The organism is Heyndrickxia sp. FW510-T9 (assembly GCF_058781025.1).
Genome location: NZ_JBYSWK010000001.1, coordinates 1 through 20,251 on the forward strand (window position 1 = coordinate 1; position 20,251 = coordinate 20,251).

The following is a 20,251-nucleotide window of genomic DNA, read 5'->3' on the forward strand; positions in this document are numbered from 1 at the left end:
CGAAAAAGGGCAATCAAAACAGCCCTTTTTCGTTTTTGAAAAGCATTAAAAAACAAAACATAAAAATATCTTATAAATTTTAAAATATTGGGATAAAAAGGTGGAAAAATATTTCGAAACCCGATATATTTATAATTACGTTCAATTATTTTTAACAACGGGGGGGAATTTTGTGGATACATTTAAAAAGCTTAAACAGTTTTATATGCCATACAAACAGTTGTTTATCACATCGATGGTTTTCTTATTGTTTGTTAATGCAATTACAATTGTTTATCCCATAATCCTACAAATTACCATTGATGAAGGTGTCGTAGGGAAAAAATACAGCTGGATACCATATTTGGCATTAGGATTTATCGGTATCATGATTGTGAAAGGTGTAGCTACATTTATTCAGCAATATACAGGAGATATGTTTGGAATCACTTCCGTATATCGTTTACGTAATGAATTGTATAAAAAGCTACAATTTTTACCATTTAAGTACTACGATAATGCTAAAACAGGGGACTTAATGTCTCGATTAACATCTGATGTAGAAGGATTTCGTTTCTTTTTATCTTTCGGATTTAGTGAATTATTACGGTTTGTTTTTACTTTAACCATCTGTTTTGGTGTAATGTTTTATTATTCGGTTTCATTAACATTGATGACGATGATTTCTTTACCGTTTCTTGCGGTTGTCGTATTCCGCTTCGATAAATTAATTCATCCAGCTTTTCGCGGAATTAGAAGATCATTTGGCCGCTTGAATACGAATGTACAAGAAAATATTAGTGGTATCAATACGGTAAAATCATTATCTCGTGAGGAATTTCAAAATTCAAAATTCAATGTATCGAATGAAGATTTTAAAGATAGGCAAATTCACACATCGAATGTATGGGCGAAATTCTTTCCGTTAATGGAGTTAATCGGAAATGCGTGTATTGTTATCATTCTTGCATATGGTGGTTACTTAGTAATCCATAAAGATTTAACACCTGGTAAGCTTGTCGCATTTTATTCTTTAATTGGTTATGTAATTGAACCAATTATTAATCTTGGCTTCACTATAAATATGTTTTCACAATCAAAAGCTTCAGGTGAGCGTTTGTTGGAAGTATTGGAAGCCGATGAGGAAATTTTTGATAAGCAAAACCCCGTAAAGGTAGAGCAATTAAATGGAGATGTTGTGTTTCAAAATGTGACGCTCAAATATTTTGGAGATGAAAATGCAGCTATTAAAGACGTAAGCTTTAAAGCTGAAAAAGGGAAAGTGATTGGCCTTATTGGAGCAACAGGTTCTGGTAAAACAAGTATTACCCAGCTAATGACTCGTTTTTATGAGCCGGTTGAAGGGCAAGTGTTAATTGATGGCAAATCAGTAACTGATTATTCACTTCAATCATTACGATATAATATTGGATTTGTTCTACAGGAATCATTCTTGTTTTCATCCACGATCAAATCAAATATTGCGTATGGTCGTCCTGATGCGACAATGGAACAAATAATTCACGCTGCAAAGCTTGCACAGGCACACGACTTTATTATGGAATTACCGGATGGTTATGACACGATGCTTGGCGAGCGCGGGCTTGGTCTTTCTGGGGGACAAAAACAACGGATTGCGATTGCACGTGCCATTTGTTTAGATCCAAGTATTTTAATTTTGGATGATGCAACGAGTGCAGTAGATATGGACACGGAATTTAAAATTCAAGAGGGTTTAAGAGAAGTCATGAGGGACCGAACTACCTTTATCATTGCACATAGAATCTCATCACTTAAGCATGCGGATGAAATTCTCGTTTTCGAGGATGGAAAAATCGTCGAAAGAGGAAAACATGAAGAGCTGTTGTCGAATGGTGGACCATATGAAAGAATTTACACGATTCAGTACAAAGACCAACAAGCAATTCTACAAGCACAAACTGGGTGAGGTGAAATAGGTGGAAAATGCAAAAAAACTTAATCCTAAGGTGATGGAAAGGTTTCACTATTCATCTGAACAAGTGATAGATAAACCTTTTAACTGGAAACAAATGTATCGCCTTCTCGGTTATGTTAAACCATACTTAAAAAATTTAGTACTAAAATCGCTTATTACCGTATTGTTAAATACGATTATCCGACTCATTATTCCAACCTTAATAGGAGTATATGCAATCGGTAAAGGAATTGAGAAAAAAGATGGTTCTTTTTTAGCAACAATCATTGTAATTATTTCTGTACTATTTGTTATGTCATATATTGCGGGGATATTACGAATTCGCTGGCTGAATAAGCTGGGGCAAAATGTTATATACGATATTCGAAAAGATTTATTTACGCATGTTCAAAGATTGTCCCATAACTTTTTTGATAAGCGTTCGGCAGGTTCGATTCTTGTCCGTATTATGAATGATACTGGGTCATTACAAGACTTGTTTACAAATGGGGTCATCAATTTATTAATGGATATGTTGATGCTTGTAGGTGTAATTGTCATTCTCTTTACGTTAAGTCCGCAAATGACCTTGGCAATAATTATTATTTTGCCGATCATGTTTTTAATTTCGACAAAACTAAGGAAAAAAATTCGCATGGGCTGGCAGTATATGCGATTGAAGCAATCGAAGCTAAATTCACATTTAAATGAAAGCATCCAAGGAATTCGGGTAACACAAGCCTTTACACAAGAAAATGAAAACATGGCGTTTTTCGATGGAGTAAATACGGAGAATTATGAAGCATGGAGAGATGCTACAAGAAGATCTGCCTACTTCCGTCCAATGGTTGACTTGACAAATGCGGTTGGTTCCGCAGTCCTTATATGGTATGGTGTCCATTTAATACAAGGAGGACATCTAAAATTAGGAGCCTTTGTTTCTTTCGCTTTTTACTTAGGAATGTTCTGGCAGCCAATATCTCGGATGGGGCAAGTATACAATCAACTACTTCAAGCAATGGCCTCTTCTGAAAGAATATTTGAATACTTAGACGAGAAGCCGCTCGTAAATGAAAAAGGGAATGCGGCAACTGTAGCAGACATTAAAGGACATATTGTATTTGACAATGTTGAATTTGCTTATGATACAAGACGGAAGGCATTAAATGGTATAAATCTAGAGATGAAAGCTGGTCAAACGATAGCACTTGTTGGCCACACAGGATCAGGAAAGACAACCATTGCCAATTTAATTAGTCGTTTCTATGATCCTACTAGCGGATCGGTTAAAATTGATGGTTTCGATTTACGTGATATTACACTTCGGAGCTTGAGAAATCAGATTAGTGTTGTGCTTCAAGACACATTTATTTTTTCCGGTACAATAATGGAAAATATTAAGTTTGGGCGACCAGATGCAACAGATGCAGAAGCAATGAATGCAGCAAAAGCGATTGGTGCACATCATTTTATTGAAAAACTTCCTAACGGTTATGAAACACAAGTCGAGGAACGCGGGAATATCCTCTCAGTAGGGGAACGCCAATTATTATCCTTTGCCCGTGCACTCCTCGCTGATCCTAAGATCATTATTTTAGATGAAGCGACAGCAAGTATTGATACGGAAACAGAAGTTCAAATTCAATCTGCTTTAAAAACTTTGTTAAAAGACAGAACATCCGTTATCATCGCGCACCGTCTTTCCACTATTCGTGAAGCAGATAAAATATTCGTCCTTGACCATGGAAACATCATTGAGGAAGGAAATCATGATGAGCTCATGAAGCATCAAGGTGAATATTTCCGTCTAGTAAAAGCGCAGTTTAAAGTATTAGAAGAAAAATAAGTAACAGAAAGGAGAATGACTTCGGTTGTTCTCTTTTTTTGGTTAATCAATTGATAATTGTTCGATCTAATTTGAACAAGCTTTAGATGTTACCAATAACAGCGAATAAGGAGCAGATCGGCCAACAAACAAATTCTGGGTTGGATAAGAGACCATGGGGATTTTTTGCAATCATTATACGCCTTAAGCCCTACAAAAAAATAAAGCTTGCGATTGTTATGGATTCCTTCATTTTTTTTTATGATAAGTATATCGAAAGGAGGAATAAATATGAAAAAGGTATTGATGTTTAGCTTGGCGGTGATTTTAGCAATAGTCGCTCTTGCTAATTTAGGTCACATAATTGGGCTTGCGATAAGCCTAATTGTCGTATATTTCTCATTTAAACAATTTTTAAAAACCCATTCTTTTTGGGGTAAACTTCTATGGGTTCTAGTTGGAATAGCAGGAATTAGTGGAGTAATATCTACACTTCCAGCACTTGCGGGAATTATAGCAATTTACCTGCTCTATATTGGCTATAAACATTGGAAAAATGATGTAAAAAAAACTCCAACAGCTGGTAACCCATTTGATAGTTTTGACCAACAATGGAATGAAATGAAGAAAAACGTTCATTAAAAAGTAAAGGAGAATTGATTATGACCAATTTATTAGAACGCATTAAGAACACGATAATGGCTGATGTACATGAGGCTTTAGATAATAAGGAAAAGAAAAATCCAATCTCTCTCTTAAATCAGTATTTAAGAGAAAGTGAAAATGAAACAAAAAAAGTAGCTACTTTAATTGAACGCCAATACATGTTAAAGGATGAATTTATGCGTGAATGGAAGCAAGCGGAATACTTAGCGGATAAACGTAAAAAACAAGCTGAGATTGCGAAACTTGCGAACGAACAAATCCTTCAAGATGTGGCCATTGAAGAGGAAGGATTATACAGAGAACAAGCAAATAAACTCCAACTAGCATATGAGCAAGCTGCAGTACAACTGGAAGAATTAGAACAAAAGCATCGTGAAATGAAGCTAAGATTGAAAGATATGCATATTAAAAGAATGGAGCTTATGGGCCGTGAAAATGTAATGCAAGTGAAGGAAAAAATTCATCATGTTCTAGATGATTCTATTATGGGACGTGCAGCATCTAGATTTGATGACACGGAAAAGTATATGGATCATTTAGAAGCGCACATAAATAATGGTTACGAAAAAAGTATGTTTGATGCAAAGATCATTCAATTAGAAAATAGGCTAAAAAGTCAAGAAATATCTGTTAATGAATAGAGTGTCCATGGTAATATAAAAAGGCAAACAACCTTTATTAATCTCCCTTTCCGTAAAAAGGGAGATTTACGCTATTATTCCTAAGGTAAAAATAAGTTAAAAAGAAAGAAGGAGGGCAGCATGAAAAAATTATTCGAACATACATCTCTTGCCTGGATATTCATTGTTGCCATTATCGGAATATTATTTGAAATTTCTTTTCGATCTGATTCACTATTTACACTTGCTTTTGCAGCAATTTTAATCTTTTTCGGAAAGAAAAAGGGCAAATCCACCATAGGTATGATTTGTTTAATAATTGGTATCTCCATCGCTTCTATTATCGTTATCTCAACCTTCTTTTTTAAGTTTATATTAATAGGTTTACTTATCTATTATTTGTTTAAGTATAGAAAAAAGAAAAAGATATCAAAAATGATAATGGTTGAAACGACAGAACCGTTGCTGGACAAGAAAAAATATCGAAAACAGCCATTCCTTTCAAATAAGCTCTTTGGTTCTCAGAAAGTAGTTAATCATGTATATGAATGGGACGATATCAATATTCAAACTGGTATTGGCGACACAGTCATTGATTTAAGTATGACTATGCTCCCTTTAGGTGAGTCCATTGTCATGGTAAGGGGGTTAGTTGGAAATATTCAATTACTCGTTCCATATGATGTTGGGTATTCCATTAATCACTCATCTCTTTCAGGAAGTCTAAGGCTATTTGGCAAAGAAGAAAAATTATTCAATCAAAATGTTGTTTGTTTCTCTGATAATTATAATGAAGCGACTAGGAAAATAAAAATTATCACTTCTTTATCAATAGGTGATATTGAGGTGAAACATATATGAGTATACAAAGATCATTCTTATATTATTTCTGCTCGTTTTCCGTCGTTATCGCAGGTTTTATTACCGTCATTTATTGCATATCGGTAAAAACAGATTGGTACCAGGCGCTTTTTTTCACTCAAATATTTCTAATACCAGTAATCGTTTTTATACTATTAACAAGTTTAATAGTAGGCGGCATTTTTGGGTTAGTCATTGGGCAGTTTGTTAAGAAGAAAATAGAGGAAGTGGATTCACGCTTAGTAGAATTGGAAAATGGCGAATTCCAGGCAGCAAAATTTCCTAAAGAGAAATTAAAGGAGCTTGCTTTTATATACAATCGCTTTTCTGCTATACAAAAGAGATTCGAGGAGCAGGTGAAAGCCTCACAAAAATTAGCTAGTGAAAAAGCTGATTGGAATGAGAAAATGAAACAAGAAGTGCTGTCACAAGAAAGAAACCGACTTGCAAGAGAGCTACATGACTCTGTTAGTCAGCAATTATTTGCAGCCAATATGCTTTTATCAGCCATCAATCAAAACCCTGACCCAAATTCTCCAATGACAAAGAAGCAAATGGTATTAGTGGAAGAAATTATTAATGAGTCCCAGTCGGAAATGAGGGCACTACTCTTACATCTTAGACCAATTCAATTGGAAGGAAAATCATTAAGAGAAGGAATAAAAGAACTGTTGCACGAATTAACAGCTAAACTTCCAATGAAGGTAACTTGGAAAATGGAAGATGTTAAGCTTGATAAAGGTGTGGAGGATCATTTATTTAGAATTGTCCAGGAATCGATTTCTAACACTCTTCGCCATGCAAAAGCGAAATTACTTGAATTACATTTACTAAACCTTCAGCAATTTGTTTTATTAAAAATTATTGATAATGGTGTAGGTTTCGAAATGGAGAAGGAAAAAGCCGGTTCTTACGGTTTGCAAAATATTCGTGAGCGAGCTTCCGAAATTGGAGGGACGGTCAAAATGATAAGCTTTCCTCAAAAAGGTACGAGTATAGAGGTAAAAGTGCCAATTATAAATGAGAAAAAGGATGAGATAGAATGATAAAGGTTTTATTAGTGGATGATCATGAGATGGTAAGGATAGGAGTTTCCGCTTTTTTATCTATTCAACAGGATATTGAAGTGGTTGGTGAAGCTGATAGTGGAGAAAAAGGAGTCCAATTGGCGTTATCTTTACGACCTGATATTATCTTAATGGATTTAGTTATGGGCGGTATGGATGGAATTGAGGCTACTAAGGCAATCATCGAGGAATGGCCAGAAGCAAAGATTATTATCGTTACTAGTTTTCTTGATGATGAAAAAGTATATCCTGCTTTGGAAGCTGGTGCTACAAGTTACATGTTAAAAACATCGAAAGCGAGCGAAATTGCGGAAGCGGTTCGTTCAACATATGCAGGCCAATCAGTACTAGAACCGCAAGTAACAGGAAAAATGATGTTGCGAATGAAACAAGGCAACAAACGACCGCTTCATGAAGATTTAACAAATCGTGAAATTGAAATCTTGCTTTTAATGACAGAAGGTAAATCCAATCAAGAGATTGCTGACGAATTATATATTGCTCTAAAGACCGTAAAAACCCATGTGAGTAACATACTAAGTAAGCTTGAGGTTCAGGATCGCACACAAGCTGTTATTTATGCCTTTAAACATCAATTAATAAAAAAGTCATAATGGAAGTATATCTATTAATTTGTGACGGACTTGAATTAATTCTGCCATGATGCTTACGCTTATTTCATCCGGACCCTCTGCTTGTATGTTTAATCCGATTGGATAATGGATTTGGCTTTTTATCGAATCATTCAAATTAATTAGCAATCTTTCAGTCCTTTTTTTTGAACCTAAAATTCCAATATAAGCTGATCGCTCGAAAGATAATTTCTCTATTATTTGTTTATCTCTTAGGAAGTGATGATTCATAATCACAACAAAGCACGAGTAATATAGTTCATGGCTGCGAAAAAAAGTGTCTGGATGTTCGATAATAAGCTCATCAGCTGTAGGGAAAAAATCACGATTACAACGACTTTCTCTGGGGTCAATAACGGTAACGAAAAAATCCAAACTAGTAGCAAGCTTAACTAATGGTTCAGCATCATTACCAGCTCCAAAAATATATAAATAGCTTTTAGGGTGATGTATTTCGAACAAATAATCTTCTCCTTCAAAGGTAATGATTTTCAGTTTTTGATTAGAATGAAGAAATTCATGTAATGCAGTTGTAATATCATTATGAAGTTCCATTTCAATTTCACAGTCAATTAGGTCTCCATCTTGAGTAAATAAGTATGTCACCGGGGACTTGTCATTTAAAAGTGGCTTTACAGAAACAGCTTTCCTACCATTAAATAAGTACTCTTTCAGTTTTAAGAGGCTTTGGTTACAATTTGGTTCTATATAAACTTCAATTTTTCCATTACAACCAATCCCCCATCCAAGATCTTCTTCGTCTTGTAAATCATACGTTATTATTTTGCTGTGATGCCTTTTAATCGCCTCCGTAGAATGCAGCGCTAAGTCATCCTCCAAACATCCCGCACTAATCGTTCCGAATCTTTGCCCATGCTCCAGAAAAAACATTTTTGCTCCAACCTTCCGATAAGACGAGCCATTAATACGAATAATCGTCGCAACTGCCAGTTTTTCCTCTTTTTCAAAATCAACTTGTTCTAAAATTCTGCATAGGTCATTCATGCTGTTCACCTCTGATTTATACGCTAATTTAAAAGTATTCTTAATTCCTTGCAAACATGAATATGCATGGATAGAAAGTGGAAATCTAAATACACAATAGATATTGTGAAAAGTGTCACAAAATATTCATGTTACATCGTTCCTAATTTAATGGAAAAGCTTACACTAATAGTAAGGAGAAGTAAATTCGAAAAAACTTATGCGCCAGTAAGTAATATAAAAGGTAGAATAAGGGTATAGGATATGTAGGGAGGGTCTTGAATGGTATTGGATAATGTTATGTTAAGCAGGATGCTAACGGGGATGACTTTAGCGTTTCATATTATATTTGCAACCATAGGTGTTGGTGTTCCAATTATGATATCCATTGCAGAATTTTTAGGAATTAAGCGCAAGGATCCACATTATCTACTTCTAGCCAGAAGATGGGCAAGAGGGTTTACGATTACCGTTGCTGTTGGTGTTGTAACAGGTACTTGTATCGGATTGCAACTTTCTATGCTATGGCCGAGCTTTATGAGGGTTGCAGGTCAAGTTATAGCTTTGCCATTATTTATGGAGACTTTTGCATTTTTCTTTGAAGCTATCTTTCTTGGGATATATTTATATACATGGGATCGTTTTAAAAACAAATATTTACATTGGGTACTAACCATCCCAATTATGATTGGATCTTCCGCTTCTGCTATGTTTATTACAATGGTAAATGCATTTATGAATACACCACAGGGGTTCACATTGAAGAATGGAAAAGCGATTAATATTGATCCAATTGCCGCAATGTTTAACCCGGCAACACCTTCGAAGGTCTTCCATGTAGTTACATCGGCATATACCGCTTGTGCGATATTACTAGCTGCACTTACAGCTTTATTAATCTTACGTGGAAAAAGCGGTATATATTATAAAAAAGCTTTAAGACTTACGATGATATGTTCGCTTCTATTTGCCTTAGTAACGGCAATTGCTGGTGATGCATCGGCGAAATTTCTTGCTAAATATCAACCAGAGAAATTGGCAGCAGCAGAATGGCATTATAAGACTGAATCTAATGCAGAGCTCATTTTCTTTGGTACAATAGATAAGAATGATCAAATAAAATATGCAATTCGAATCCCGAAATTACTTAGTTTTCTAGCTGGAAATTCTTTTAAGACAAAAGTGATTGGGTTGAATGATATTCCAAAAGACGAACGACCGCCATTAATCGTTCATTATATGTTTGATGCAATGGCAGGAATTGGTGTTTATTTAATTGTTATTCCAATTTTTTACTTGTTATTTTGGCGAGTAAAGAAATGGAATGAATGGAATAAGCCAATATTGGGGGCTATTATATTAGGAGGGCCATTAGGGATGCTCGCCATCGAATTAGGCTGGATGTATGCAGAGGTAGGACGGCAGCCTTGGATTCTAAGAGGTTATATGAAGGTTGCTGAAGCAGCTACAACTGGTAATGGAGTTGGTTTAACTTTCGTTTTATTCGCCATCCTGTACTTGATTCTTGCTATTTTCAGTTGTGTTGTAATCATTAAAATGTTTAAAAATAAGCCTGCAGAAACGGAACTTGAACAACGTTTTTCTGTGTGAGTATTCGCATTTAGGAGAGGTGTAAGACATGAGTTTGGAAGTAATCGGAATTACAGTTCTTTGGATATTTTTATATGGCTATTTAATGGTAGCATCCATTGATTTTGGAGCAGGCTTTTTTGCTTTTTATGGAAAATTGACGAAAAAAGATCACATCATGAATCATCTGATTAGCCGATATTTATCGCCTGTTTGGGAAGTTACGAATGTATTTTTTGTGTTTTTCTTTGTCGGTTTAGTTGGTTTTTTTCCTGACACAGCTTATTACTTTGGTACAGCACTGTTAATTCCGGGGAGCATTGCACTTATTTTAATTGTAATACGCGGTTCCTTTTATGCATTTGGAAATTATGGATCAAAAGACAATCTCGTTTATTTATTTTTATATGGGGCAACAGGCCTTCTAATTCCGGCTTCACTTTCAACCGCCTTAACGATATCGGAAGGGGGATTCCTTTCTCAAAAAGGAGTGCATGTTGTATTTTTGGCTAAAGAATTGTTTGCAAGTCCTTATTCATGGAGTGTCGTTTTTCTTGCGATTGTTTCCGTTTTATTTATTAGTGCAGGATTTCTAACTTTTTATGCAGATAGAGCGAATGATATTCAAGCAAGGGAGATTTTAAGAAAGTTTGCTTTGTTTTGGAGCACTCCTACCATTATCGCAAGCCTCCTTGTATTTATTGCTTTACATGAACATAACAGTCAGCATTTTGAAAAAGCAATGAGTTTATGGTGGATGTTTGGATTTTCACTTGTGTTTTTTATGATAGCGTCGTTTTTAATTTATAAACGAAAGTATTTTGGTACAGCATTTATTATGATCATGCTTCAATTCTTTTTTGCCTTTTTCGGGTATGGGGCGTCACATTTACCATATATACTTTATCCATATATAACGATTCACACAAGTGTAACAAATCCATCAATGGGGACAGCTCTTGTTTTTGCTTTTATTGCTGGTTTATGCTTGCTTATACCATCGCTATTTTTATTAATGAGACTCTTTTTATTTGATGCAGATTATATAAAAGGGAAAAAATGAATTAATTCATAAACGATTGTTACATTGTAAAGCACTAGGATTTATTTGCATTTAAATAAATCCTAGTGCTTAGTTTTTTCTTATCGGTAAGATTGTTTCATTCTGCTGTGGTACCGTATGTGTGCTAGAATAATATAAGAACATGGATTGGGGGGGTGGATGTGAAGAAAGAATTTGTTGTCATTGGTTTAGGTCGTTTCGGTGGAAGTATTTGTAAAACTTTAATCGAACAAGGGATGGAAGTGTTAGTAATTGATCACGATGAAGCACGAATAGATGAATTTGCTTCTATTGCAACACATGCTGTCATTGCTGACTCTACAGATGAAACAGTTCTAAAAAGCTTGGGCATCCGTAATTTTGATCATGTAATTGTCTCCATTGGTATCGATATTCAAGCTAGTATTCTTACAACATTAATATTAAAGGAAATTGGAGTGAAAATGGTTACCGTAAAAGCTCAAAATGATTACCATGCAAAAGTATTAAGGAAAATTGGCGCTGATAATGTTGTCCATCCTGAACGAGATATGGGGAAAAAAATAGCTCATAATATTGTTTCGAACAATATTCTTGATTACATCGAGCTTTCGGATAAATATAGTATAGTGGAAATTGCATCAAATCAGCTTTTATCAGGACACTCTATCATCAAACTTAACATTAGGGCAAAATATGGCATTACAATTGTTGCTATTAGAAGAGGCTCTGATATCATTGTTTCTCCACATGCTAGTGATGTTATTAAAAAAGATGATGTTTTGATCGTAATTGGTGCGGATGACGATATTAATCGTTTTCAAAAAGATTTTTTAGAGAAATAAAAAAATTGGCAGCTAAAACTGCCAATTTTTTTTATCTATTAATCATACTTCCATAATAATAGGCATAATCATAGGGCGACGTTTCGTTTTTTCATATAAGAACGGTGCAAGTGTATCTGTTATTTCATTTTTAATTTCAGTCCACTGTGATGTTTTGCGTTCCATTACTTTATTTAAATGCTTCGTAATTAGATTTTGTGCCTCATTAATCAAATCACCAGATTCACGCATATATACGAATCCTCTTGAAATAATATCTGGCCCGGATGCAATTTTAAATTCACTCATATTAATGGAAACAACTACAACAACAAGACCTTCTTCTGATAAGATTCTGCGGTCGCGCAACACAATATTTCCAATATCTCCGATACCATTTCCGTCGATATAAACATTACCAGAAGGGATTTTCCCTGCTACTTGTGCAACATCATTGCCTAAAGCAAGAACTTCGCCGTTATCCATAATAAAGCAATTTTCTTCATGAACACCGCAATCTACAGCAAGTTGTGCGTGCATTCTTTGCATACGGTATTCTCCGTGAATTGGCATAAAGTATTTTGGTTTAATTAATCTTAGCATTAGTTTTTGTTCTTGTTGTCCACCATGACCAGAAGTATGAATATCATTTAAGGGTCCATGTATTACATCAGCACCTGCACGAAATAGTAAATTAATTGTTCTATTTACACTAATGGTATTGCCTGGGATTGGAGATGATGAAAAGACAACTGTATCTCCAGGTTGAATTTGAATTTGGCGATGTGTCCCATTAGCAATACGTGATAATGCTGCCATAGGCTCACCTTGACTACCTGTACAAAGTATAGTTACTTTATTAGCAGGAAGGCGATTTATTTGCCCTGCATCAATGAACGTTTCTTTCGGGCATTGTATATACCCCAGATCATGACCTATTCCAATTGCAGCTTCCATACTTCGGCCAAATACAGCGATTTTACGTCCAGTTGCAACAGCAGCTTCCGCAACTTGCTGAAGGCGATGGATATTAGAAGCGAAAGTAGCAAAAATGATTCGGCCATCGACCTTACGGAAAATATCATGAATGCTTTCGCCAACACGTCTTTCTGACATTGTAAAGTTTGGTACTTCACTATTGGTACTATCAGATAGAAGGCATAGGACACCTTCCTTTCCGATTTCTGCCATTTTAGTTAAGTTTGCAGGTTCACCAACAGGAGTAAAATCAAATTTAAAATCACCAGTGTGAACGATGTTTCCGGGTGGTGTTTTCACCACAATCCCATATGAATCAGGAATACTATGTGTTGTTCTAAAAAAAGTAACAGACGTTTTTCTAAATTTGATAATATCGTCTTCTTTAATTTCATGTAGGGTTGTTTGTCGTAATAGTCCATGCTCTTCTAGTTTATTTTTTAGTAATCCGAGCGCAAGCTTTCCACCATAAATTGGAATGTTCACTTGTCGGAGAAGATAAGGTATTCCACCAATGTGATCTTCATGCCCGTGGGTAATGAACAAGCCTTTTATCTTTTCTACATTTTTAACTAAATAAGTATAGTCAGGTATTACATAATCAATCCCTAATAATTCATCTTCAGGAAATTTAATTCCCGCATCAATTAAGATTATTTCATCTTGGAACTGAACGCCATAAGTATTTTTTCCGATTTCCCCTAAACCGCCAAGGGCAAAAACTGCTGTTTGATCATTTTTCACAAATTTCATATAGTTACCTAATCTCCGTTACTTTAAAATATTCTTGCTGCTTCTCATATTCAAGATATGCTCCTTGAATAAGTTGGACAAATTCAATATTGATTTGACGGTCTTTTAATAATTGGCGTGCCTCACGTTCCGAATTTACTTCTAAGAATATTGTTTTTGTTTTTTCTCTTACTGGTACTTCATACTTACTATCTTGGTAATAAACTTTGTACATTTTTTTCTCTCCTAACTCCGAATCAATTGTAACTTTTTCTATTATATAAAAAGTTAACAAGATTTTCATGTTATTTTTAATATAAGTTTTAACAATAAAGGTAAATTATAAAGAATAAGTCCCTACTCGAGAGGGACAAATCATTATCCGTACTTAGATGTAAAGCTTTCCTGTCAAATTGTTGTTTAAGACTTTGCAAAATTTCTAATAAAGTTTCGTGTCGGGGCATCACTTCTTATATAAAGATACCCATTTTATAGTTGAAAGTAAATTATATTAGGTTTTTGTTTAGAAAACGACTGTAAATAAGAAAAGAGTCTTTTAAGCTATTTGTTTTTTTCTTAGTAAATCATTCCATTGTTTAACTAGCTTTTTTTTTAGCTTTTTTAACATGGTGGTTCACTCCTACCTATTATTTTAATGAATTCTACAGGAAAGTAAAGGCGATCAAGAATTTCTATTAATAGTATATGTAATAATACAAGCTTTTTTCTTGGATATTAATGGATTACAATTAGGAAATTGACAAATAGGGTGGAAACATATAGGGTAAATGGCGAAGAAAAATTCATTATGAACAGAATAGATAGATTGGGGTTATTAATGTGAATAAAATAGTTTTTTTTGATATAGATGGTACATTATTAGATCATGAAAAAGCACTTCCTACATCAACGAAAGAAGCAATCTTTGAACTTAAGAAAAACGGAGTTTATGTAGCTATTGCTACTGGTAGAGCACCATTTATGTTTGAACATATCAGAAGTGAACTAGAAATTGAATCATATGTTAGCTTTAATGGTCAGTATGTTGTGTTTGAAAATGAGGTAATATATAAAAATCCACTAAAAACAGACTTGTTACATTCACTAGTTGATTCTTCAAAGTCCCTCATGCACCCATTAGTTTTTTTAAATGAAAAATCGATGAAATCAAATATTCCATTCCATGATTCCATACAAACAAGTATGGAAAGCTTGAAATTGATGCAGCCGGAATATGAACCAAATTTTTATAAAGATACAGAAATATATCAATCATTACTCTTCTGTGAAGAAAAAGATGAAAACTACTATAAAGATCATTTTCCAGAAATTTTATTTTTACGCTGGCATGAATTTTCAATGGATGTTATACCAAAAGGCGGATCAAAAGCAGAAGGGATAAAAAAAATGATAGAGAGAATCGGTTTTGAACTTTCTGATGTCTTCGCATTTGGAGATGGTTTAAACGATATTGAAATGTTGAACGCAGTAGGTACCGGGGTCGCAATGGGGAATGCAAGTGAGATTGTAAAAAGAAGTGCTGATATGGTTACAAATGATGTAGCGGATAATGGGATTTATAACGGATTAAAAAAACTTAACCTTATATAAACATTGTTGGTTTTAAAATTGATTTGATACAAATCTATCAAAAGCTGTCATATCTATTAATTTCCTGCATACATTTTAACAGAACCTAATTCCATTATGAATCGAATAAAATTCCTACTATTGTAAAAGTTGTGAGTTATCTATATAGTAAATTAGCAGTAATATAAGGAGGAAAACTTGTGGTAATGTTTCGGTTCTTGTTGATTTGTATTAGTCTATGTATTGTTTTAACAGGATGTCAATCGAGACCAGAGGAAAAAATTTATCATATCCTAGAAGACACGGTTTCGCAGGAAAAAGGATTTCAAAGCCAACAGTCACCTTTAGCAAAACTTGAATCGGAAGAAACAAATATCTTTGAGCAAATTATGGATTTAGGAATGAATAATTATCAAGAAGTAGTGAAACTTTCAGATAAAGCATTGCAAAATTTACTGGAAAGAAAAGATAGAATGGAAAAGGAACAAGCGTCAATGCTCTCCTCTCAAAGAGAATTTCAGAAAATGAAAACGATAATTTCCGAGTTAAAAGATCAAAATTTAAAAGAAGAAGCTTCTGAATTATATGATATTATGGAAATGCGCTATGAAACACATGAAAAGCTTTATAATTCCTATATTGCTGGCCTAGATGCTGACCAAAAATTATATGAATTATTAAAACAAAAAAATGTTCCATTAAACAATCTAGAAACGCAAATAAACGCGACCAATAAATCGTTTTCTACAGTAATGACGGCAAATAAAAAATTTAATTCAGCAACAAAAACTTATAATGAGAAGAAACTAGAATTTTATAAGAACGCTGGCATTAAAAAAAAATCTTAACAAAAACAGGGAAAATGCTCTCTGTTTTTTTATTTTCAATTATTATAGTACAGAGGTATTTTTTGGACTAGTACAGTTTTTTGGTTGAATTGGTGATGAATTGAAATATTATGTTAGAAAAGTATTATTTATATGGTTCAATTAATTGACTGGTAAAAAAATATGATGTAATCTATTAGGGAAATAAAAGATTGTATTAATGATTTGTGATATTTTATTAATACAGTTTACTTAATGTAAAGGTTTACTACTTTAATATGTTTTTATCGATAAAAAGGTTAGAAGAAAACATTATTTCATGTTGTTTTTGGGTAACCTATTTTTGTATGTTGTCTCACATATCCACCATAATAAATACAACCCATGATATTCTTGTAAAGCGGGAATTGTGTGGCTCATCTAAAACGTATTAAGGGATCGTTACTAATTTAAAACATTACTTTTTATAAGAAAGGAAGAGGTGACTTTAGAATGGCTTCAACAAAAAAAGCACCATTAGACCCGAAAAAGACACTCGAAAACATTGAAAAGCAATTTGAGATGTTTCAGATCTTAAATGAAAATGGTGAAGTTGTAAATGAATCTGCAGAACCTAATCTATCAGATGAACAACTTCAAGAATTAATGCGTCGTATGGTATATACTCGTATCCTTGATCAAAGATCTATTTCATTAAACAGACAAGGACGTCTAGGTTTCGTTGCACCTACAGCAGGACAAGAGGCTTCCCAAATCGCATCTCATTATGCATTAGAGAAAGAAGACTTTATTCTACCAGGATATCGTGATGTACCACAAATTATTTGGCATGGATTACCATTATATCAAGCGTTTCTATGGTCTCGCGGACATTTCGGTGGGATGCAAATTCCTGAAGGTGTAAACATTTTGCCTCCACAAATTATTATTGGTGCACAATATGTTCAAGCAGCTGGTGTTGCCCTAGGTATTAAAAAGCGTGGTAAAAAAGCTGTTGCTATTACATATACAGGTGACGGTGGATCATCACAAGGGGATTTCTATGAAGGAATTAACTTTGCTGGTGCTTACAATGCTCCTGCAATATTTATTGTTCAAAATAACCAATTTGCAATCTCAACTCCACGTGAAAAGCAAACGGCTGCTAAAACAATTGCTCAAAAAGCGGTTGCTGCTGGAATTGCTGGGCAATTAGTGGATGGTATGGATCCATTAGCAGTTTATGTGTCCGTAAAAGAAGCTCGCGAGCGTGCAATTAATGGTGAAGGACCAACCTTAATAGAAACTTTATGCTACCGTTACGGTCCTCATACTATGGCCGGAGACGATCCTACTCGTTATCGTACTTCTGAAATGGATAATGAATGGGAGAAAAAAGATCCTTTAGTACGCTTCCGTAAGTATTTGGAAAATAAAGGTTTATGGAATGAAGAAAAGGAAAATGAAATTATTGAACAGGCAAAAGAAGATATTAAAGTAGCAATCAAAAAAGCTGATGATACACCTAAACAAAAGGTTACAGATTTGATCTCTATTATGTATGAAGAGCTTCCTGCTAATCTAAAAGAACAAAATGATATATATAAAGCAAAGGAGTCGAAATAAGCCATGGCGCAAATGACAATGATTCAAGCAATTACCGATGCATTACGTACTGAGTTGAAAAACGATGAGAATGTATTGGTATTCGGTGAAGACGTTGGCGTTAACGGCGGCGTATTCCGTGCGACAGAAGGTCTTCAAAAAGAATTTGGGGAAGAAAGAGTATTTGATACACCACTAGCGGAATCTGGAATCGGTGGTCTTGCTATCGGTTTGACATTACAAGGGTATCGTCCAGTTCCAGAAATTCAATTTTTCGGATTTCTATATGAAGTAATTGACTCGGTAAATGGTCAAATGGCTCGTTGGCGTTATCGTACAGGCGGCACATTGAATGCTCCTATCACTATCCGTTCTCCATTCGGTGGTGGTGTTCATACACCTGAACTTCACGCTGATAGCTTAGAAAGTCTTGTTGCTTCACAACCAGGATTAAAAGTAGTTATTCCTTCTACACCATATGATGCAAAAGGACTACTTATTTCAGCTATTCGTGACAACGACCCAGTGATTTACTTAGAGCATATGAAGTTATACCGTTCATTCCGTCAAGAAGTACCTGAAGGTGAATATACGATTCCAATTGGTAAAGCCGAAGTAAAACGTGAAGGGAAAGACCTTTCCATTATTACTTATGGAGCGATGGTTCATGAATCAATCAAAGCTGCTGAAGAGCTTGAAAAAGAAGGATATTCAGTAGAAGTAGTGGATTTACGTACTGTTTGTCCACTTGATATAGAAACAATTATTGCTTCTGTAGAAAAAACAAATCGAGCTATTGTTGTTCAAGAAGCACAAAAACAGGGTGGTATTGCAGCTAATGTTGTGGCTGAGATTAATGAACGTGCTATTTTAAGTCTTGAAGCACCTGTATTACGTGTTACAGCACCTGATACAGTGTATCCATTCTCACAAGCAGAATCTGTTTGGCTTCCTAATCACAAGGATATTATGGAAACAGCTAAAAAAGTACTTACATTCTAAGTGCAAATGCGTAAGCGCCTTGCTCATCGGCGTATGGATTTCGTAGTCTTCGACTGAGATAAAGGAAACACAGCGAGGTAGTTCACGAGCTGATGTTGACTTATCGTAGGGAGAAGACGTAGAAATCCACTAGCCGATAGGCGCTAAAGCTAGACGTGGAAGGGCTATGGACTTTAAAAATATTCAATAGGAGGGTGAACAACATTGTCATTCGAATTTAGATTACCAGACATTGGTGAAGGTATTCATGAAGGTGAAATCGTTAAATGGTTTGTTAAGCCTGGCGATAAAATAAATGAAGATGATGTACTTTGTGAAGTACAAAACGATAAAGCGGTAGTTGAAATTCCATCTCCAGTTGCGGGAACAGTGGAAGAGGTTCTTGTGGAAGAAGGAACAGTTGCAATTGTTGGCGATGTCCTTATAAAATTTGACGCTCCTGGCTATGAGGATCTGAAGTTTAAGGGTGATCATGGAGAGGAAGAAAAGAAAGCAGAAGAAAAAGCAGAACCAGTAAAAACGGAAGTTCCTACTACAGAAGCTACTGAAGAAGTACCACAAGCCACTGATGTGGATCTAAATCGTCGCGTTATTGCAATGCCTTCTGTTCGTAAATATGCTCGTGAAAAAGGTGTGGATATTCGCCAAGTCTCAGGTTCAGGAAATAACGGACGTATTCAAAAGGAAGATATCGATGCATTTGCAAGCGGTGGAAACAAAGTAGTAAATGAGCAAGCAGAAGCACCACAAGCTACTGAAGAAAAAGCTACACCAGCTGCTGCAAAAGTAGTGATTCCTGAAGGTGAATTCCCTGAAACTCGTGAAAAAATGAGTGGAATCCGTAAAGCAATTGCAAAGGCAATGGTAAATTCAAAGCATACAGCACCACATGTTACATTAATGGATGAAGTAGATGTTACGAAACTAGTTGCACATCGTAAGAAGTTCAAAGAAGTAGCTGCTGAAAAAGGAATTAAGCTTACATTCTTGCCTTACGTTGTAAAAGCGCTTGTTAGTGCTCTTCGTGAGTTCCCTACTTTAAATACATCGATTGATGATGAAGCAGGAGAAATTATTCAAAAGCATTATTATAACATAGGTATCGCAGCAGATACAGATAAAGGTTTATTAGTTCCAGTAGTGAAAAATGCAGATCGTAAATCCGTATTTTCTGTTTCAAGTGAAATTAATGAACTTGCTACAAAAGCACGTGAAGGCAAGTTAGCTCCAAATGAAATGAAAGGTGCATCTTGCACAATTACGAATATTGGTTCTGCTGGCGGCCAATGGTTTACTCCTGTTATCAATCATCCAGAAGTTGCAATTCTTGGTATTGGTCGAATTGCAGAAAAACCTGTAGTAAAAAATGGTGAAATTGTAGCAGCACCTGTGTTAGCATTATCTTTGAGCTTTGATCATCGAATTATCGATGGTGCTACCGCTCAACATGCTCTTAACCAAATTAAGCGCTTGTTGAACGATCCAGAATTATTATTAATGGAGGCGTAATAA

Annotated in this window: 18 protein-coding genes; 15 read left to right on the forward strand and 3 right to left on the reverse strand. The window is 35.0% G+C overall.

The window, feature by feature from the left end:
- Positions 1 to 172: 172 nt before the first annotated feature.
- The 7 genes from AC3WJF_RS00005 to AC3WJF_RS00035 all read left to right on the forward strand — a co-directional run bounded on the left by AC3WJF_RS00005 (position 173) and on the right by AC3WJF_RS00035 (position 7,568).
- On the forward strand, positions 173 to 1,927 hold the full coding sequence (locus AC3WJF_RS00005) for an ABC transporter ATP-binding protein (RefSeq protein ID WP_492448945.1): 1,755 nt from the start codon (positions 173 to 175) through the stop codon (positions 1,925 to 1,927).
- A 43-nt stretch (positions 1,928 to 1,970) separates the two neighbouring features.
- Positions 1,971 to 3,761 carry an ABC transporter ATP-binding protein gene (locus AC3WJF_RS00010; protein WP_492449278.1) on the forward strand — a complete coding sequence of 597 codons (1,791 nt, stop codon included), beginning with the start codon at positions 1,971 to 1,973 and terminating at the stop codon, positions 3,759 to 3,761.
- 270 nt (positions 3,762 to 4,031) lie between these two features.
- Complete coding sequence (locus tag AC3WJF_RS00015; RefSeq protein ID WP_492448947.1) at positions 4,032 to 4,382, forward strand: lmo0954 family membrane protein; 351 nt, start codon at positions 4,032 to 4,034, stop codon at positions 4,380 to 4,382.
- Between the two features lie 20 nt (positions 4,383 to 4,402).
- Positions 4,403 to 5,047 carry a PspA/IM30 family protein gene (locus AC3WJF_RS00020; protein ID WP_492448948.1) on the forward strand — a complete coding sequence of 215 codons (645 nt, stop codon included), beginning with the start codon at positions 4,403 to 4,405 and terminating at the stop codon, positions 5,045 to 5,047.
- Between the two features lie 120 nt (positions 5,048 to 5,167).
- Complete coding sequence (gene liaF, locus AC3WJF_RS00025) at positions 5,168 to 5,887, forward strand: cell wall-active antibiotics response protein LiaF (protein ID WP_492448950.1); 720 nt, start codon at positions 5,168 to 5,170, stop codon at positions 5,885 to 5,887.
- A complete protein-coding gene (locus AC3WJF_RS00030) occupies positions 5,884 to 6,933 on the forward strand; it encodes a histidine kinase (RefSeq protein ID WP_492448952.1) in 1,050 nt (349 codons plus the stop codon). Before liaF ends, AC3WJF_RS00030 begins: the two co-directional genes overlap by 4 nt.
- Positions 6,930 to 7,568: a response regulator transcription factor gene (locus AC3WJF_RS00035; protein WP_492448954.1), complete on the forward strand. Its 639-nt coding sequence runs from the start codon at positions 6,930 to 6,932 to the stop codon at positions 7,566 to 7,568. Before AC3WJF_RS00030 ends, AC3WJF_RS00035 begins: the two co-directional genes overlap by 4 nt.
- Here AC3WJF_RS00035 and AC3WJF_RS00040 read toward each other — a convergent pair.
- The gene (locus AC3WJF_RS00040; RefSeq protein WP_492448956.1) at positions 7,563 to 8,591 is read right to left on the reverse strand and encodes an XdhC family protein; all 1,029 of its coding nucleotides are present in this window, start codon (positions 8,589 to 8,591) and stop codon (positions 7,563 to 7,565) included. The two genes, AC3WJF_RS00035 and AC3WJF_RS00040, sit on opposite strands and share 6 nt — an antisense overlap.
- Before the next feature lie 261 nt (positions 8,592 to 8,852).
- Between AC3WJF_RS00040 and AC3WJF_RS00045 the strand changes: the two genes are divergently transcribed.
- The 3 genes from AC3WJF_RS00045 to AC3WJF_RS00055 all read left to right on the forward strand — a co-directional run bounded on the left by AC3WJF_RS00045 (position 8,853) and on the right by AC3WJF_RS00055 (position 12,047).
- Positions 8,853 to 10,181, forward strand: a complete 1,329-nt coding sequence (locus tag AC3WJF_RS00045; RefSeq protein ID WP_492448957.1) for a cytochrome ubiquinol oxidase subunit I — start codon at positions 8,853 to 8,855, stop codon at positions 10,179 to 10,181.
- 28 nt (positions 10,182 to 10,209) lie between these two features.
- Complete coding sequence (locus AC3WJF_RS00050; protein WP_492448959.1) at positions 10,210 to 11,223, forward strand: cytochrome d ubiquinol oxidase subunit II; 1,014 nt, start codon at positions 10,210 to 10,212, stop codon at positions 11,221 to 11,223.
- Positions 11,224 to 11,384: 161 nt separating this feature from the next.
- A complete protein-coding gene (locus AC3WJF_RS00055; protein WP_492448960.1) occupies positions 11,385 to 12,047 on the forward strand; it encodes a potassium channel family protein in 663 nt (220 codons plus the stop codon).
- A gap of 42 nt (positions 12,048 to 12,089) precedes the next feature.
- On the opposite strand, the gene rnjA is transcribed toward AC3WJF_RS00055, so the two are convergent.
- Together rnjA and AC3WJF_RS00065 are read right to left on the reverse strand one after the other, a co-directional pair.
- The gene (gene rnjA, locus AC3WJF_RS00060) at positions 12,090 to 13,757 is read right to left on the reverse strand and encodes a ribonuclease J1 (protein WP_492448962.1); all 1,668 of its coding nucleotides are present in this window, start codon (positions 13,755 to 13,757) and stop codon (positions 12,090 to 12,092) included.
- Positions 13,758 to 13,761: 4 nt separating this feature from the next.
- A complete protein-coding gene (locus AC3WJF_RS00065; RefSeq protein WP_492448963.1) occupies positions 13,762 to 13,971 on the reverse strand; it encodes a DNA-dependent RNA polymerase subunit epsilon in 210 nt (69 codons plus the stop codon).
- A 605-nt stretch (positions 13,972 to 14,576) separates the two neighbouring features.
- On the opposite strand from AC3WJF_RS00065, the gene AC3WJF_RS00070 reads away from it, so the two are divergent.
- From AC3WJF_RS00070 to AC3WJF_RS00090, 5 genes are all read left to right on the forward strand, one after another.
- Complete coding sequence (locus AC3WJF_RS00070; RefSeq protein WP_492448965.1) at positions 14,577 to 15,347, forward strand: Cof-type HAD-IIB family hydrolase; 771 nt, start codon at positions 14,577 to 14,579, stop codon at positions 15,345 to 15,347.
- Positions 15,348 to 15,532: 185 nt separating this feature from the next.
- On the forward strand, positions 15,533 to 16,174 hold the full coding sequence (locus tag AC3WJF_RS00075; RefSeq protein ID WP_492449279.1) for a YkyA family protein: 642 nt from the start codon (positions 15,533 to 15,535) through the stop codon (positions 16,172 to 16,174).
- 471 nt (positions 16,175 to 16,645) lie between these two features.
- Positions 16,646 to 17,758: a pyruvate dehydrogenase (acetyl-transferring) E1 component subunit alpha gene (gene pdhA / locus AC3WJF_RS00080; protein ID WP_492448966.1), complete on the forward strand. Its 1,113-nt coding sequence runs from the start codon at positions 16,646 to 16,648 to the stop codon at positions 17,756 to 17,758.
- Positions 17,759 to 17,761: 3 nt separating this feature from the next.
- Complete coding sequence (locus tag AC3WJF_RS00085) at positions 17,762 to 18,739, forward strand: alpha-ketoacid dehydrogenase subunit beta (RefSeq protein WP_492448967.1); 978 nt, start codon at positions 17,762 to 17,764, stop codon at positions 18,737 to 18,739.
- A gap of 204 nt (positions 18,740 to 18,943) precedes the next feature.
- Entirely contained in the window at positions 18,944 to 20,248 is a 1,305-nt protein-coding gene (locus tag AC3WJF_RS00090) for a dihydrolipoamide acetyltransferase family protein (RefSeq protein WP_492448969.1), read from the forward strand.
- Positions 20,249 to 20,251: the final 3 nt, after the last annotated feature.

Coding starts and splice junctions, on each gene's coding strand:
- AC3WJF_RS00010 (WP_492449278.1), top strand. CDS start 1,971: ATGGAAAGGTTTCACTATTCATCTGAACAAGTGATAGATAAACCTTTT.
- AC3WJF_RS00015 (WP_492448947.1), top strand. CDS start 4,032: ATGAAAAAGGTATTGATGTTTAGCTTGGCGGTGATTTTAGCAATAGTC.
- AC3WJF_RS00020 (WP_492448948.1), top strand. CDS start 4,403: ATGACCAATTTATTAGAACGCATTAAGAACACGATAATGGCTGATGTA.
- liaF (WP_492448950.1), top strand. CDS start 5,168: ATGAAAAAATTATTCGAACATACATCTCTTGCCTGGATATTCATTGTT.
- AC3WJF_RS00030 (WP_492448952.1), top strand. CDS start 5,884: ATGAGTATACAAAGATCATTCTTATATTATTTCTGCTCGTTTTCCGTC.
- AC3WJF_RS00035 (WP_492448954.1), top strand. CDS start 6,930: ATGATAAAGGTTTTATTAGTGGATGATCATGAGATGGTAAGGATAGGA.
- AC3WJF_RS00040 (WP_492448956.1), bottom strand. CDS start 8,591: ATGAATGACCTATGCAGAATTTTAGAACAAGTTGATTTTGAAAAAGAG.
- AC3WJF_RS00045 (WP_492448957.1), top strand. CDS start 8,853: ATGGTATTGGATAATGTTATGTTAAGCAGGATGCTAACGGGGATGACT.
- AC3WJF_RS00050 (WP_492448959.1), top strand. CDS start 10,210: ATGAGTTTGGAAGTAATCGGAATTACAGTTCTTTGGATATTTTTATAT.
- rnjA (WP_492448962.1), bottom strand. CDS start 13,757: ATGAAATTTGTGAAAAATGATCAAACAGCAGTTTTTGCCCTTGGCGGT.
- AC3WJF_RS00065 (WP_492448963.1), bottom strand. CDS start 13,971: ATGTACAAAGTTTATTACCAAGATAGTAAGTATGAAGTACCAGTAAGA.
- AC3WJF_RS00075 (WP_492449279.1), top strand. CDS start 15,533: ATGTTTCGGTTCTTGTTGATTTGTATTAGTCTATGTATTGTTTTAACA.
- pdhA (WP_492448966.1), top strand. CDS start 16,646: ATGGCTTCAACAAAAAAAGCACCATTAGACCCGAAAAAGACACTCGAA.
- AC3WJF_RS00085 (WP_492448967.1), top strand. CDS start 17,762: ATGGCGCAAATGACAATGATTCAAGCAATTACCGATGCATTACGTACT.